Consider the following 16,959-nt stretch of genomic DNA (forward strand, 5'->3'; position numbering starts at 1 on the left):
TCCTTATTTTGCGTCGTACCAAGTTGGACCGTAAGAATAATCAACTTTCAGCGGAACTGCGAGTTCAATTGCATGCTCCATTACTTCAGGTACAAGCTGCTCTAATTTTTCAATTTCTTCTTTTGGTGCTTCAAATATTAATTCATCGTGTACTTGTAGAAGAAGACGCGCTTGTAAGCCTTCTTCTTCTAAACGATCTGCCATAATAATCATCGCTTTTTTAATAATATCTGCTGCAGTACCTTGAATTGGTGTATTCATCGCTGTACGCTCAGCAAAGCTACGTAAATTGAAATTACGACTCGTAATTTCTGGAATATAACGGCGACGATTTAATAATGTGGCCACATATCCTTTTTGTTTCGCATCTTTTACGATGTCCTCCATGTATTCTTGTACACCAGGGAAACTTTCTAAATACTTTTCAATAAATTCCGCTGCTGCTTTTCTTGTAATCCCTAAGTTTTGCGAAAGACCATAATCACTAATACCATACACAATTCCGAAGTTAACAGCTTTCGCTTGTCGTCTCATATTTGAAGTTACTTCATCTTTTTCAACGCCAAATACATCCATAGCTGTTTTCGTATGAATATCCATGTCATGTTGGAATGCTTCAACTAGCCCTTTATCATTTGCAATATGAGCTAATACACGCAGCTCGATTTGTGAATAATCAGCCGCATACATAATCCAACCTTCTTCTGATGGAACAAATGCCTGACGAATCTTTCTTCCTTCTTCTAATCGAATCGGGATATTTTGCAAGTTCGGATCCGTCGAACTTAATCGACCTGTTTGTGTTAACACTTGATTAAAACGAGTATGAATTTTAGATGAATCTTCATGTACAACTTTCAGTAAACCTTCAATGTAAGTTGAATTTAGTTTCCCTAATTGACGATAATGTAAAATGTTTGGAATAATTTCATGGTGATCCATAAGCTTATCTAGTACATCAGCTGACGTAGAATAACCTGTTTTCGTCTTTTTAATAACCGGTAAGTTTAAATTCTCAAACAGAATAACACCAAGCTGCTTCGGTGAATTAATATTAAATTCTGTTCCCGCAAGCTTATAAATTTCCTGTTCCATTTCCTTTAATCTGCCTGCAAGTTCTTCTCCCATATTACGAAGACGCTCTGTATCAACTTTTACACCTTTTACTTCCATATCAGCTAATACACGCGCAAGTGGTAATTCTAACTCTGTAAACAGTTCATATTGCTCATTCTTCTCTAACTCTTCAACGAATGTTTGCTTTACATCATATAATACATGCACTTTACGAGCTACATGCTCCGCTACTACTTTTAACTCTGGAACAGCACGCTTCGCGCCTTTTCCATAAACTTCTTCGTCAGATTTCACAGCATGCGTTTCTTTCATTTTCGCTACAGTACGGAAATCTTTATCTGTATCAGCCGGATCAAGTAAATAAGCAGCGATTAATAGATCAAAGTCAACCCCTTGTATATCTATACCGTTCCATTTCAGTGCAACGATTGCACGCTTCGCATCAAATGTATGCTTTCTCATCTCTCCATCTGCAAGCCAGTCTTTAAATGCATCTGACTTAAGAGCAATGTCCTTTTGAATAAAGTAGCAACCATTTTCATTTTGAATACCAAAACCTTGAATATCTGCTTTATGATAGTTATCTTCTTGTACTTCAACAATAAGCGCACTATCTTGCTGAAGCATTTCTTCGGTAACTTCTTCCACAATATCAAATGTAATATCATCTAATTCAGCTGGAGCCGTTTCTTCTGGCGTAACACCTAATTTATTTAAAAGAGATGTAAATCCTAAACTCTCGAACATTGGAACGACATCACTTGCTTCATATCCTTTATATTCCATATCATCCACATGCACTGTAATCGGCGCATCTGTAATGATAGTTGCAAGATCTTTACTCATAAGAGCTTGGTCTTTATTTGCTTCCAGTTTTTCTTTTAATTTCTTCCCGCTTACTTGATCTAGATTGTCATACACTTCTTCAACCGTTCCAAACTGTGTTAACAATTTAATCGCAGTTTTTTCACCAACTCCTGGTACACCCGGAATATTATCTGATTGGTCTCCCATTAAACCTTTCATATCGATAATTTGCTTTGGTGATAAGCTATATTTCTCAAATAAAGCTTCTTTCGTATATTCATCTACTTCCGTAATCCCTTTTCGCGGAATACATACAAGCGTGTTATCAGAAACAAGTTGAAGTAAATCTTTATCTCCTGAAATAACTTTTACACTTGCTCCTTGTTCGCTTGCTTCTTTTGCTAGCGTTCCCATAATATCATCCGCTTCATAATTTTCCAATTCATAACGCGGTACGTTGAATGCATCAAGCATCTCACGAATAAACGGGAATTGTTCTGATAATTCAGGTGGGGTCTTTTGACGTCCGCCTTTATACTCACTATATGTTTTATGACGGAATGTCGTTTTACCCGCATCAAATGCTACTAACATATGCGTCGGTTTTTCTTCCTCTAATATTCTCATTAACATCATTGTAAAACCGTAAATTGCGTTCGTATGTATACCTTTGTCGTTATTTAAAAGCGGTAGTGCAAAGAAAGCACGATACGCGATATTATTACCATCTACTAATACGACCTTTTTTTCCAAATCAGAAACCTCCCCATGCAAATTTGAAATGATTTTTTTCACAGAAAAAAACCGTTCCTTTCCTCTCTCTATATTAACATGACTAATAGAGAGAAGAAAAATAACGGTTCTTTTCTTTCATATATAAAACAGACTTATATTGGCATAAAGGGAAGTGACGAGAACAGTTTAACTATTCTCGTCCAAAATTACTCCTTGGATGAAGGGGTTTTCATGTATTATATTAACAGAGCTTTATTAATATTTAATTAAGACATTGTTAATATATTGTAAACATCCTTCATCCTATTTTTCAGTTGCTGATTTCGGTAAAACAACTGTAAACGTTGTCCCTTCTCCAACTTCACTATCTACTGTAATCGTACCTTGATGCGCCTCTACTAAATGCTTTACAATTGATAATCCAAGGCCTGTACCACCAGTATTTCTACTTCTCGCTTTATCCACTCGGTAAAAGCGTTCAAAAATACGCGGAATTTCCTCTTTACTAATACCAATTCCAGTATCCGATACTTTTATATAAGCATTATATTTATCTTCCGCTAACTCTACTGAAACAACGCCTCCAGCCGGTGTATATACGATCGCGTTATTAATTAAATTAATAAAGATTTGTTTCAGACGACTTGGATCTCCAATAACAGAGGCACGTTTTAATACATTCACTTGTAAAGAGATTTCTTTTTCTCCTGCTTTATTATCAAGCACCATATGAATATCTTCAAGCAGCCCCTTCATATCAACGGTTCCCATATTTAATTTAAATCCTTGTTGTTCGATCTTCGACAAATCTAATAAATCTTCAATTAACCCTTGCATGCGCTCACTTTCTTTTAAAATAATGTGCAAGAAATGTTCGCAGAATTTTTTATTATCCATCGCTCCGTCTAAGAGTGTTTCTGAAAAACCTTTAATAGAAGTAATCGGTGTCTTTAATTCATGAGAAACATTCGCTAAAAAGTCTTTTCTCATTTGTTCTAATTTCTTTAACTCTGTTATGTCATGGAATACGAGAACAATCCCTTTCCATTCATGGTTTGTCCCGATAATCGGTGCTCCATATACTTCAAAGTGCTTCCGCTCAATTCCAAGTGGCAATAACATTTGTTTACGCACTTTCACTTCTGTCATAAAGATTTCTTCTACAAGCTCAATAATTTCTGTATGATGAAACGATTCATAATATAAGCGATCTAAATATTCTTCATCTGTTACGTGAAAAGTTTCCTTATAAGAGCGGTTTACAAGGTTTATATATCCGCGGCTATCAATTAAAATCATTCCGCTTCCCATATTTTCAATTAACGTATGCAGACGATCTTGCTGCATTTCTTGTTCCAGTGTCATCTCTTGTAAGTTACGAGCTAAAATATTAATTGCTTTACTCAGCATTCCTGTTTCGTCCGAATGACTTTCGTATGCACGTGCTTTATAATTACCCTTCGCCAATTCAATTGCAACTTTCGTAACTGATTCAATCGGCCTAATATATTGCCCTGTAATTTTCATACCTAAAAATACAACTACGAGACAAGCAATGACAAATCCGATAATTAATAATCCCCACGTTTTTTGATGTACGTCTCTTAAAGGATCGATTGTACTTTTCACCAAAATGTATCCTTGTTTTCCTTCTACATCTTGAACGAACACCGTATGATAAAATTGATTCTTTCGATCTGTCTCTTTCGTAATCACTTTACTTCGTTGTTTTGCCACTTCCGAAGAAAGTTCTTGAATCGTCTCTGGACTAAATGCCAATTCTTGTCCTTTTCTATATTGAACTTTCTTTTTTTCATTCACAAATACGATAGAAGCTGGTATTTTTTCTTCTAACTTTTCAAATACGTATGGATTTTTTAGGACCTTATCAAAACCTTGCTCTTCTGCTAACGCCGCAACATACTCCGTCTCTTTTACCATTCTCTCTTTAGCATGATCTATATAGTAGTTTTCAAACACAGTTTCTAGCAATAAGCCTAGTCCAACTAAAATAAATACAATAAGAGAAACAAATGTAAAAAGAAGCCTGGAACGAAATTTATTCATTCCCTTTTGGCTCCTCTAATTTATATCCTAAACCACGTATCGTTTTAATGTACGTCGGTTTTTTCGTATTTTGTTCAATTTTATCGCGCAAATGGCTAATATGAACATCAACAATTCGTGTATCACCAGCAAAATCGTAATTCCATACAGCACTTAATAATTGATCACGCGTCAACACGCGACTTTTATTTTTCGCGAGATACACAAGTAGTTCAAATTCTTTTGGTGTTAATTCAAGCTTTCTTCCTTGGAAATAAGCCTCATAAAACTCCGGTAAAATTTTAAGTTCTGCAATTGTAATGCTATCTTCATCTGGCGCTTCTGCAACTTGTTCTTCTTGTTGTAATTTCGTGCGGCGCAAAATTGCCTTCACACGAGCAACAACTTCTCTTGGACTAAATGGCTTCGTCATATAATCATCTGCCCCAAGTTCAAGACCTAGCACCTTATCAAACTCATCATCTTTTGCCGTTAACATTAAAATCGGCGTCATAACGCGCTGCAATCGTAATTCTTTACACACTTCCATACCATCCATTTTCGGAAGCATTAAATCTAATATAATTAAATCTGGGCGTTCTGTTGTCGCTTTTTGAAGCGCCATTTCTCCATCCATCGCTGTTATAACTTCAAACCCAGCTTGTTGTAAATTAAATTCAATTAAAGTTAAGATAAATTCCTCATCATCAACTACTAAAATACGATTGTTCATTCTTTTCCTCCAAGTTATAGACTTGAAACCTTCTTCATCCTAGTATTTCCCCCGTTATTCTCATCATACTAGAAAACAAGGTCCCTCTCAATATAATTGTCTATTCATGGAGATCGTTTGTGTAGAATTGAGAAAGTAGACGTAATTACGCTTCACCTGCAACTACACAGGATTTTGCCAAACTTTATAGATTGCTCTCTCTTCTTTAAAGCTCACTTCCGTATGAACTATAAAGTGAAACTTTAATCAGTGGGGGTTGTTCATTCCCCACTGATTATTAGTTGAATCAATCGGGCTTTTACGGGCAGTTGATTCCCGACCTAACTTCTTTGCTTTCGCTGAATTTTGAGGTGGGATCTTACTGCCCGTTAATGCGGGATAAAATCTTGATTTTGTGCTAGGAAAAACGAAAGAGCATACGCTATTTTATAATCTAGCGTTTCATATCCATCAAATAATCTCCCGTACATTTCATTCGCGATCGAATCGGCCCACACTTCAGTTTCTCGTATCGTTTCAAAGATAACTTCTTCTTTTTTCCACCTCACTTAAAAGAATCACTCCTTTCATTGACTTCAATTACCGATATTTATATCATTAATCTTAATATATAAATTAACACAATCAGGAGGTCTATTATGCGACTAATACTACCCATTCTATCTTTAGCAGTCACATGTATCCTTGCTTTCAACGCTCCGAGCTGGGATACGATTAAAACGGGTTGCTCAGAATTTGCTGAAGGGTTCAAAGAAGGATTCTTCAACTAAAAATAGCGCTAGCATCCTTATTCAAGGTATGCTAGCGCTATTCATATTTTCATCTTTTAAAAATTATCTAATGCTTTTTCCATAATGGAAACAGATTTATAAGGTGGCGTTACTGTTAATGAACCCTTTACAACAGTTTCTCCTTTTTCATCATGAGCAGATACAAGCATATCAATTGTATGTTCCTCCTCAGAAACAGCCACAACTTCAAAGTGGATTTGTAACGTTTCATAATGGTGAACATGCTTCACGAACGTAAGGTCCTTCCTAGTAATATGACTTCCTGGACCCGGTAAATATTTCGTAACTGCCGTTGTAATCATTCCCGTTAGCATAATGCTTGGTACAATCGGCTTTTCATACGGAGTTTGGGATGCGTAATCATGCTGAATATATAATGGATTGGCATCATTCGTTAACCCTAAGTACAATAACAAATCTTTATCCTCAATTTTTTCAGTGATAGATAATTTCTCTCCTACTGTAATTTCATCCATTTTACGACCAATTTGAACTTTTTTCTTTAACATGTTACAACCCCCTCCGATTTTTTCACCTTATTATCCTACTAAAAGCGATACCTTATCCGAAATTTACTATGATGAGGGCAATGTATAGTATAAATCTACAGTTTCATTATAGGATATTACAAATGATAGCGTTTTCATATTATTTCAAAAAAACAATTCGGTAAATAGTAGAAAAAGATTCGGAATCCCGAATCTTTTTCACTACTATTCAATTATTAAACAAGAACTTTCATTACGTTACGTACAGATTCTACAGAGCGATCTAACGCTTCTTTTTCATCTGCAAGAAGTTCTAATTCAATAATTTTTTCAATTCCGTTACCACCTAGAATTACTGGTACCCCTAAGTAAAGGTCACTATAACCATACTCACCTTCAAGGTACGCAATAGCTGGTAATACACGGCGTTGATCTTTTAAGATTGCTTCTGTCATTTCAACTAAAGAAGCTGCTGGTGCGTAATATGCACTACCGTTTCCTAATAAGCCTACAATCTCACCGCCACCTTTACGTGTACGTTCTACGATTGCTTCTAAACGCTCTTTCGGAATTAACGTTTCTAACGGAATACCGCCTGCATAAGAATAACGCACAAGAGGTACCATGTCGTCACCATGTCCACCAAGAACAAATCCTGTAATGTCTTTTACAGAAAGATTTAATTCTTGTGCGATGAATGTACGGAAACGAGCTGTATCTAATACGCCCGATTGGCCGATTACACGCTCTTTCGGGAATCCTGCTTCCTTAAATACAGAATATGTCATTGCATCAACTGGATTTGTTAACACAACAATAATTGCATTTGGTGAATGTTTTGCAATGTCGCGCGTAATACTTTTCATAATTTTAGAGTTCGTTGCTACTAAGTCATCACGGCTCATACCAGGCTTACGTGCAATACCTGCTGTAATAACGACAACGTCAGAATCAGCAGTATCTGCGTAATCAGATGTTCCAATAATGTTAGCATCAAAACCTTGTACTGGGCTCGCTTCTAACATATCTAACGCTTTCCCTTTTGTTGGATTTTCCAGTTGTGGAATGTCCACTAATACAACATCTGCAAGTTCTTTTTGTGCTAATAAGAATGCCGTTGTTGCTCCTGTAAATCCTGCACCGATGACTGAAACCTTCTTGCGTTTGATTGTCATAATTTACCCCCCGCTTTAATTATGCGTTTTTGATTATCGCTACATCCATGTTTTTAATAAGCTCATTAGCAAACTCAGAACATTTCACTTCTGTTGCGCCTTCCATTAGGCGAGCGAAGTCATATGTTACTACTTTTGATGCAATTGTTTTCTCAACTGAATCTGTTACTAATTTCGCAGCTTCGTTCCATCCTAAGTGTTCTAATAATAATACACCTGAAAGAAGAACTGAAGATGGGTTTACTTTATCTAAACCTGCATATTTTGGAGCTGTACCATGTGTAGCTTCAAAGATAGCATGTCCAGTCACATAGTTAATGTTTGCACCAGGTGCAATACCAATTCCACCTACTTGTGCAGCAAGTGCATCAGAGATATAGTCACCATTTAAGTTCATTGTTGCAACAACATCGAACTCACGTGGACGAGTTAAAATTTGTTGTAAGAAGATGTCTGCAATAGAATCTTTTACGATGATTTTTCCAGCCACTTCAGCGTCTGCCATCGCTTTATTCGCTGCATCTTTACCATCTTTTTCAACAATGCGATCATATTCAGCCCAAGTAAATACTTTGTCGCCGAATTCTTGTTCCGCTACTTCGTAACCCCAGTTTTTGAAAGCACCTTCTGTAAATTTCATAATGTTTCCTTTATGAACTAATGTAACAGAAGAGCGTTTTTCGTTAATTGCATATTGAATTGCAGCACGAACAAGACGCTTTGTCCCTTCTTCTGAGATTGGTTTAATACCAATACCAGATGTTTCTGGGAAGCGGATTTTATTAACACCCATTGCTTCTTTTAAGAAAGCAAGAACTTTTTCTGCTTCTGGAGATCCTTGTGCATATTCAATTCCAGCATAAATGTCTTCTGTATTTTCACGGAAAATAACCATATCAGTATCTTCCGGACGTTTTACAGGTGAAGGAACACCTTCAAAATAACGAACTGGACGTAGACATACATATAGATCTAATTCTTGACGAAGTGCTACGTTTAGAGAACGAATACCACCGCCAACTGGAGTTGTAAGTGGACCTTTAATTGCGATTAAATATTCGCGGATTAAATTTAAAGTCTCTTCTGGTAACCACTCGCCTGTTTGGTTGAATGCTTTTTCCCCTGCAAGCACTTCTTTCCAAACGATTTTCTTCTCACCATCATAAGCTTTTTCAACTGCTGCTTCTATTACGCGAGATGCAGCTGCCCAAATATCAGGACCAATTCCATCTCCTTCAATAAATGGAATAATCGGATTGTTTGGTACATTCATAACACCATTAGTTACAGTAATTTTTTCACCTGTCGTCAATGTGATAACCCCCATGTTTGAAATTTCATATGTATGAAACTGAGGGAATAACCCCTCAGTTCAAACCGTTAGTCAAATTAAAATATTCTAATCATTACATCTTTCCGAAAAAATCAGACTTTTGAAAGCGTATTTTCACTATCAAAATAGTGTTTTTTGCTTATCTTTGTGCGATTGGAACATACACTTGATGCGTTGGTCCATTATAATCAGCACGTGGACGGATTAAACGGTTATTTTCATATTGTTCTAGAATATGAGCTAACCAGCCTGACATACGGCTAATTGCAAAAATAGGTGTAAATAAGTCATGGTCAATTCCTAAACAATGGTATACAGAAGCTGAATAGAAATCAACATTTGGTGGAAGACCTTTTTCTTTTGTTACAATGTCTTCAATTTTGATAGACATATTATACCATTTGTCTTCTCCTAAAAGCACGCATAATCTCTTAGACATTTCACGTAAGTGTTTTGCACGTGGATCACCCTGCTCATACACACGGTGGCCAAAGCCCATGATTTTCACTTTATTTTGAAGAGCATTATGAATATATGATTCTACATTTTCTTCTTCGCCAATTTCAGTTAACATCTTCATTACATTTTCATTTGCCCCACCGTGAAGAGGACCTTTTAATGCACCAATTGCTGCTGTAATACCAGAATATACATCTGAAAGTGTAGCTACGCAAACACGTGCAGTAAATGTAGAAGCGTTTAACTCATGATCTGCATGAAGTACAAGTGCCTTATCAAAAGCTTCAATTTCAACTTCATTTGGCTCGCGATCATTTAACATGTACAAGAAGTTTGCAGCTAATGATAAATCCTTTCTTGGCTCAACAATATCTAAACCTTTACGGATTCTCGCGTAAGCAGCAACTAAAGTTCCTACTTGAGCCTGTAATTTAACCGCTTTCAAATAATTAGACTTTTCATCCATAATTTCAGCGCTCTCATCGTATAATGATAGCATGGAAATTGCAGTTCGTAAAACAGACATCGGATGTGCAATTTTTAAATCTACTTGTTTCAAATATGTTAAAATCTCACCTGGAACTTTATAGTATTCAGATACAATTTCATTAAATTCCGCTAGTTCTTTTTCATTAGGAAGCTTGCGGTGCCATAATAAGTACACTACTTCTTCAAACGTAGCATTCTCAGCTAAATCATCAATATTATACCCAACATAAGTTAATGTATCATCAATAATAGAGCTCACAGATGATGTTGTTGCTACTACCCCTTCTAAACCTCGAATAACAGTCATGACATTCTCTCCTTTTCCTGAAAATTCTCCCAACCTTGCTCCTTATATCTATTTGCTCCCCTTATGAATTATGAACGCCCGTTCACTCTTTAGGCAAGCAAAATGCACGATCATGCAAATTTGTTGCGATGTTCCCCTCTTATTGTCCATGGTTTACATGGAAAGCATGAGCGTGAATGTCTCCCCGAATCCTCACGCTCAAAACAACAAGTTAGTGAGGAAAATACATTCCGAAGAGTTTTATGATAAAAACAACATAAAACAANNTTGTTTTATGTTGTTTTTATTTTATCTGGTGTAAAGTCTCTGCTGTTATGTAACTTTTCAAAGTTTCTAATCCTATTATAAACAATTATCTGACTTTTGTGAACAGAAAGAATTCAAAAATTTTATATTACTATAAAATTCCTTATTTAAACATTTGTATAATACTCATAACCGCATAGGCAATTCCAGCCCCAATTAACGGACCAACAGCAACCCCATTAAATAACGCAACCGCTATAATTGTCCCAAAAACAAGCGCAGTTGTAATATGAGGATCCGTTGTCAACAATTGCACGCCGCCTTTCGCTAACAAAGCGACTGCTACACCTGAAGCTAAAGCAATCCACGCATAATACGATTTCGCCGCTTCTCCAAGTTGTTTAAAACCTATTTCCCCCGTCGCAATCGGTACTAGCACCGCTATTGTAATGACCGTTACACCTAGGTTAATTCCTTTCGTTTGTAAATAAGGAAAGACCTTATCTCCTAAAAACGTAAATTTTAATAGAAATAACACCCCAATAGCTACAGTAAGCGATTGGTTTTTAGCAATAAGTCCTATAATAAGTAGTATGAATAAAAATAACGTTGACTGACTAATCATGTTTACACTTCCTTTCTGAAAATAATGAACTCATTTCCAAACAAAAATACCTTTAAACCTATCGTTATACATGCTATACAGATGCCTATTTATCGATAACACCTTCAATTTTTTATACATTCTAAAAAGAGACTTTCACCAAAAAAATTTAAGCATGTATACATTTTTGAAAACAGTCGTCTCTTCTTTCTTTTCTAATAAGAAACAGGTAAAATAAAAAGAAGAGAAAATGAAGTTTTTACCATATAGTAGTAGCATCACGAATAGGCTTTCACAGCCATTCATATACCGAAAAAAGCAGGCTAAATCCATCATTCCACTATAACATAAAGTAACACTTTAATCAGTTGGGCATCTTCCACTGATTATTGGCCTTCATCAATTTGGCTTTGGCGGGAGATTTACTGCCGCTAAAGTAAGACTTTAATCAGCAGAGCACGCTAGTTATAAGTTGAACGAATTAGGATAATCCAAATCGGAATGGGAGGTATACATCTTTGAACCGAAACTTACTATATATGATATTGCGACTCATATTTGTCATTGTAGCAACGATAGCTGGGTTCTATGTATTACTATACATGTCAGGGCTTATCTATCCTTTTATTATCGCTTTTGCATTTGCTTATTTGATTAATCCTGTCGTCAATTTCCTTAATCAAAAACTACAATTCCCTCGCGCACTAGCAGTACTCGTTAGCTTAATTCTCGTATTTGGAGCTATCGTTGGACTTGTTACATATCTTGTGACTGAAGCAATATCTGCCACAACATACTTACTCCAACTTGTTACAGTAAAGTTTCCGGATATCGTTACATTCGCTCAGCAATTTGCACTTAATCATATTATGCCTCTCTACGATGATTTAATCTCTAAATTTAATCATCTTGGAGAACCACAGCGCTATACAATTACACAAAACATTCAAAACTTAGGAACAGAAGCAACAACACAAATGAAAGAACTTTTAACCGCCATTATAAGCGGATTAACAAATTTCATTAGTGCACTGCCAACAACGTTAACTGTCCTTGTATTCATTTTATTAGCCACTTTCTTCATTAGTTACGATTGGCACCGTCTTGCTCAAAAAACAAGAAAATTACTACCAAATCGTGTACATGGCTACGGAAAAACTATTTTTGTCGACTTAAAAAAAGCTTTATTTGGTTTTGTGAAAGCACAACTTACACTCGTATCTATGACAACCGTCATTGTACTGATCGGACTTTTAATATTACGCGTACCATACGCCATTACTATTGCGATTATTACAGGAGTTGTAGATTTACTACCATATTTAGGAACAGGCGCAGTCTTCGTTCCATGGGTTATATACGTATTTTTCACTGGCGATACCGCATTCGCCATTGGTCTTCTCATTTTATACATCGTCGTGATTGTCCAAAGACAAATTATGGAACCGAAAGTACTTTCATCTAACATCGGTCTCGATCCATTAGCAACACTCGTCGCTCTATTTGTCGGCTTTAAGCTTTTTGGCTTTTTAGGATTAATCATCGGTCCAGTCACCTTAGTACTACTTAATACATTACACAAAGCTAATGTCTTCCATGACTTGTGGAAATATATTAAAGGTTCACCTTCAAAATAAAAGTTTCTAATTCATATAAAAAACAAGCTGTAATCAGTGGGAATTTCCCACTGATTATTCCTTTCACTTATTTTTTCACACTACTCACATGTAACAAGAGCATTACCCAGAAAAAGGATAATCCTCTTGTTTTTTTGCATAAAAAACACATTTTCTAATCAAAAATACATTTTTATTCTATTTTATCTGTATTTATTACTTACATTTATTACTTTTTATGTAAATGAATAAATATACAAAACCACATAGAATAAGGCTTCAACTAACAATCCCCACCTTTTATATGAAAGCAAAACTTTAATTTAGCTGCATTTCTCTCCATCTTATTCATCCAAATTAATAGCATTTAAAAATTACACGTTTAATCGAAGCACAACAAGAGTTCAAACGAAAATTATATAGCAAATATAATAAGCGGACGTTTTGTTCATCCCCACTCATCATTCGCCCCCACATCAGACACTTACGAGCAACCCAACTTTGAGATAGAAATCCCCCACAAATAGCGCAGTAAAGCGAAGCCTCAATCAGAAAACCCCTCTCCTCTTACAAGACAAAAAAATAGCACTTAGATTGTTATAATCTAAGTGCTACTTCTGAATGATAATAGTAGAGTTCTTTCTAAATTTCCATTCCATCCACTTCATAACAAGCGGCTTCAATAAAGCTCTCGTAATAGGGATCACGCAGATAAACCCTAGCACATCTGTCACATACCCAGGAAGCACCAAGAGAATACCTCCTATAAATACAAAAATACCATCTAGTACTGCCTCACCTGGCATTTCCCCTCTATTCAACTTAGATTGAATCTCTCCAAGCACTTTAAATCCTTGTCTTTTCGCCAAATACACACCTACAACACCTGTAAATACAATCATAGCGAACGTAGACCATAAACCTATTACATGACTTGATCCAATTAAGACCGTAATCTCAATCGCCGGTATTAAAATAAACAAGAATAGTAACCACTTCATAGTTCTACACCCCTCTCACAACTCACTTTTAACACCCTCACAACGCCTATATACATCATACGAAATATAGATACCCTTTCATACTAAAACTCATAACAAACCGCTTTTAAAAGCAATTCTAGGCGCTTTAAACTAATTCTATCTCGTTTTTGTGTAAAAAAAAGAGAAGGACTCCGATCCTTCTCTCCGTATTACTTATAGCACTTCCGCATGTCCATTATAAACAATTCCGCGTGCTGCATCAACTGTTACTTCTTGGCCATTTTTTAAAGTTGCTGTTACGCCGTTTACACCAACGATAACAGGAATACCGATTGATACGCCTACAACAGCCGCATGGCTTGTTAAGCCACCTTCTTCTACAACTAAAGCAGCAGCTTTTTCGATTGCAGGAATCATATCTTTATCAGTACTTGTTGTAACAAGGATATCACCTTCGTTTACGTTCGCTACAGCTTCAGCAGCTGTTTTTGCTACAACTACTTTACCTTTTGCAGCTTTACGACCGATTCCTTGTCCTTTAGCAACTTCTTCACCAACAACGTGGATTTTCATTAAGTTTGTTGTTCCAGTTTCAGCAACTGGAACACCAGCAGTAATTACTACAGTATCTCCAAGTCCGATTAGACCTGCATCCATACCTGTTTGAATTGCTGTATCTAACATTTCGTCAGTTGAAGCTGCGCGCTTCTCAGCCATAAACGCTTGTACACCCCAAACAAGCGCAAGACGACGTCCTACTTGCTCGTCAGATGTTACAGCTACAATTGGAGATTTTGGACGGTATTTAGAGATCATTTTCGCAGTATGTCCACTTTCTGTTGGAGCTACGATTGCAGCTACATCAAGAGCAAGTGCTGTATGCGCAACAGATTGGCTAATTGCATCTGTAATTGTTGGAGTGAACTCTTTAATACGTTTTTTGAACATATCTTCGTATTGTAATGATTTTTCAACACGTACTGCAATGTTAGCCATCATTGTTACTGCTTCTACCGGATATTGACCAGCAGCTGTTTCACCTGAAAGCATGATTGCATCTGTACCATCGAAGATTGCGTTAGCTACGTCACTTGCTTCCGCACGAGTTGGACGTGGGTTACGTTGCATAGAGTCTAACATTTGTGTCGCAGTAATAACTGGTTTACCTAACACGTTACATTTTTTGATTAGACGTTTTTGTACTAATGGTACTTCTTCTGGTGGAATTTCTACACCCATATCACCACGAGCTACCATTAAACCGTCAGAAACTTCTAAGATTGAATCGATGTTGTCGATACCTTCTTGGTTTTCGATTTTCGGTACGATTTGGATGTATTGAGCACCATGCTCTTCTAATAATTCACGGATTTCTAATACGTCAGACGCTTTACGTACGAATGAAGCTGCGATGAAATCAACTTTTTGCTCGATACCGAAGATGATATCTTTTACGTCTTTTTCAGTGATACCAGGAAGCTTAATGCTTACGTTTGGTACGTTAACACCTTTTTTATTTTTTACAGTTCCGCTGTTAAGAACTTTTGTACGGATGTTTCCATCAGCTTTTTCGATTACTTCTAGTTCGATAAGACCGTCATCGATTAGAATGCGAGAACCTGGGTCTACATCGTCATAAAGACCAGCATAAGATACAGAGAACTTCTCTGCAGTACCTAATACTTGCTCAGTAGAAAGAACTACTTCTGCACCTGTTACAAGCTCAGCTTGTCCGTCTACGAAGTCGTGAGTACGGATTTCTGGACCTTTTGTATCAAGTAAGATACCAACTGTTTTACCAGTTTTCTTTGAAGCTTCACGAATGTTTTTAATACGAGCTCCGTGCTCTTCATGGCTACCATGAGAGAAGTTTAAACGAGCAACGTTCATACCTGCTTCGATTAATTGCTCTAATTTTTCAATACTTTCACTAGCAGGACCTATAGTACATACAATTTTAGTTTTACGCATATTGCACCTCCGAAAATTATGAAACCGTTCCCAAATATCTGACATTACGTCAATTAGATGGATAATTCTTTAGATAATTGATACATATCTTTATCGATTGTATGCTTTTGAGCTAACGCTTCGATAATATCATGATCAACAAGTTTGTTATCTTGAATACCTACACAACGTCCACCTTTACCAGCAATTAATAATTCAACTGCTCTTGCGCCAAGACGACTTGCTAATACACGGTCTTGTGCACTTGGTGATCCACCACGTTGTACGTGACCTAATACAGTTACACGAGTATCAAAGTTTGTTGCTTCTTCAATGTGCTTACCGATGTCAATTGCACTTCCAACACCTTCAGCTACAACGATAATACTGTGTTTTTTACCACGTTCACTACCACGCTTCAGACGAGCGATAACATCATCCATGTCATACTCTTCTTCTGGAATTAAGATTGTTTCTGCACCATCAGCTAAACCAGCCCATAATGCGATATCACCAGCGTGACGTCCCATTACTTCGATAACATATGTACGTTCATGAGATGTAGCTGTGTCACGGATTTTATCAATTGCATCAATAACAGTGTTTAAAGCTGTATCGAAACCAATTGTGAAGTCTGTTCCAGGGATATCATTGTCGATTGTACCTGGTACACCAACACACGGGAATCCTTGTTCAGTTAATTTTTTAGCGCCTTGGTAAGAACCATCTCCACCAATAACAACAAGTCCTTCGATACCATGTTTCTTTAATTGCTCGATACCTTTTAGTCGTACTTCTGGGTCTTTAAACTCAGGACATCTTGCTGTATATAATTTCGTACCACCGCGGTGGATAATATCGCCAACAGAACCAAGTTCTAATTTTTCAATGTGACCAGAAATTAATCCAGCGTATCCATGGTAAATACCATATACTTCAATATCATGGAAAATCGCTTTACGAACAACTGCACGAATGGCAGCATTCATACCAGGTGAATCTCCACCACTTGTTAATACACCAATACGTTTCATTTGTACTCACCTCATAAAGATTATTTGCCTTATAATAAAATAACACGAAAAAATATAAAAACACAATGGAGAAGATGTGTCTTTTC

General features: G+C 36.6%; 14 protein-coding genes. 2 read left to right on the forward strand and 12 right to left on the reverse strand.

From position 1 onward, the window contains the following. Positions 1-3 precede the first annotated feature (3 nt). The 4 genes from polA to CN409_RS23480 all read right to left on the reverse strand — a co-directional run bounded on the left by polA (position 4) and on the right by CN409_RS23480 (position 5,946). Complete coding sequence (gene polA, locus CN409_RS23460; RefSeq protein ID WP_000412808.1) at positions 4-2,637, reverse strand: DNA polymerase I; 2,634 nt, start codon at positions 2,635-2,637, stop codon at positions 4-6. A 285-nt stretch (positions 2,638-2,922) separates the two neighbouring features. Then, on the reverse strand, positions 2,923-4,686 hold the full coding sequence (phoR, locus tag CN409_RS23465) for a sensory box histidine kinase PhoR (RefSeq protein WP_001032097.1): 1,764 nt from the start codon (positions 4,684-4,686) through the stop codon (positions 2,923-2,925). After that, complete coding sequence (gene phoP / locus CN409_RS23470) at positions 4,679-5,398, reverse strand: two-component system response regulator PhoP (RefSeq protein WP_001065220.1); 720 nt, start codon at positions 5,396-5,398, stop codon at positions 4,679-4,681. The genes phoR and phoP overlap by 8 nt, the downstream gene beginning before the upstream one ends. Positions 5,399-5,766: 368 nt before the next feature. Then, positions 5,767-5,946, reverse strand: a complete 180-nt coding sequence (locus CN409_RS23480) for a hypothetical protein (protein ID WP_063675802.1) — start codon at positions 5,944-5,946, stop codon at positions 5,767-5,769. A gap of 90 nt (positions 5,947-6,036) precedes the next feature. Between CN409_RS23480 and CN409_RS32585 the strand changes: the two genes are divergently transcribed. Continuing rightward, the gene (locus tag CN409_RS32585) at positions 6,037-6,168 is read left to right on the forward strand and encodes a hypothetical protein (RefSeq protein WP_001237011.1); all 132 of its coding nucleotides are present in this window, start codon (positions 6,037-6,039) and stop codon (positions 6,166-6,168) included. A gap of 56 nt (positions 6,169-6,224) precedes the next feature. Here the strand turns inward: CN409_RS32585 and CN409_RS23490 are convergent, their stop codons facing one another. From CN409_RS23490 to CN409_RS23515, 5 genes are all read right to left on the reverse strand, one after another. Continuing rightward, on the reverse strand, positions 6,225-6,698 hold the full coding sequence (locus CN409_RS23490) for a MaoC family dehydratase (protein ID WP_000914181.1): 474 nt from the start codon (positions 6,696-6,698) through the stop codon (positions 6,225-6,227). A 215-nt stretch (positions 6,699-6,913) separates the two neighbouring features. Continuing rightward, entirely contained in the window at positions 6,914-7,852 is a 939-nt protein-coding gene (mdh, locus tag CN409_RS23495) for a malate dehydrogenase (RefSeq protein ID WP_000153232.1), read from the reverse strand. A 19-nt stretch (positions 7,853-7,871) separates the two neighbouring features. Next, complete coding sequence (gene icd / locus CN409_RS23500) at positions 7,872-9,164, reverse strand: NADP-dependent isocitrate dehydrogenase (RefSeq protein ID WP_000206893.1); 1,293 nt, start codon at positions 9,162-9,164, stop codon at positions 7,872-7,874. A 160-nt stretch (positions 9,165-9,324) separates the two neighbouring features. Beyond that, positions 9,325-10,473 (reverse strand): citrate synthase, encoded by a 1,149-nt coding sequence (citZ, locus tag CN409_RS23505; protein WP_000503651.1) that lies wholly within the window; start codon positions 10,471-10,473, stop codon positions 9,325-9,327. Positions 10,474-10,849: 376 nt separating this feature from the next. Beyond that, positions 10,850-11,311, reverse strand: coding sequence for a DUF441 domain-containing protein (locus CN409_RS23515; protein WP_000625507.1), 462 nt, complete (start codon positions 11,309-11,311; stop codon positions 10,850-10,852). 497 nt (positions 11,312-11,808) lie between these two features. Between CN409_RS23515 and ytvI the strand changes: the two genes are divergently transcribed. Next, positions 11,809-12,927 carry a sporulation integral membrane protein YtvI gene (ytvI, locus tag CN409_RS23520; protein WP_001081375.1) on the forward strand — a complete coding sequence of 373 codons (1,119 nt, stop codon included), beginning with the start codon at positions 11,809-11,811 and terminating at the stop codon, positions 12,925-12,927. Positions 12,928-13,517: 590 nt separating this feature from the next. Here ytvI and CN409_RS23525 read toward each other — a convergent pair. The 3 genes from CN409_RS23525 to pfkA all read right to left on the reverse strand — a co-directional run bounded on the left by CN409_RS23525 (position 13,518) and on the right by pfkA (position 16,873). Continuing rightward, complete coding sequence (locus tag CN409_RS23525; RefSeq protein WP_097981788.1) at positions 13,518-13,907, reverse strand: FxsA family protein; 390 nt, start codon at positions 13,905-13,907, stop codon at positions 13,518-13,520. Between the two features lie 195 nt (positions 13,908-14,102). After that, positions 14,103-15,860 carry a pyruvate kinase gene (gene pyk / locus CN409_RS23530; RefSeq protein WP_001232667.1) on the reverse strand — a complete coding sequence of 586 codons (1,758 nt, stop codon included), beginning with the start codon at positions 15,858-15,860 and terminating at the stop codon, positions 14,103-14,105. Between the two features lie 53 nt (positions 15,861-15,913). Further along, positions 15,914-16,873, reverse strand: coding sequence for a 6-phosphofructokinase (gene pfkA, locus CN409_RS23535; protein WP_000821157.1), 960 nt, complete (start codon positions 16,871-16,873; stop codon positions 15,914-15,916). Between the last annotated feature and the right edge of the window lie 86 nt (positions 16,874-16,959).

This window comes from Bacillus sp. AFS012607, assembly GCF_002558005.1.
Lineage (GTDB): Bacteria > Bacillota > Bacilli > Bacillales > Bacillaceae_G > Bacillus_A > Bacillus_A thuringiensis_S.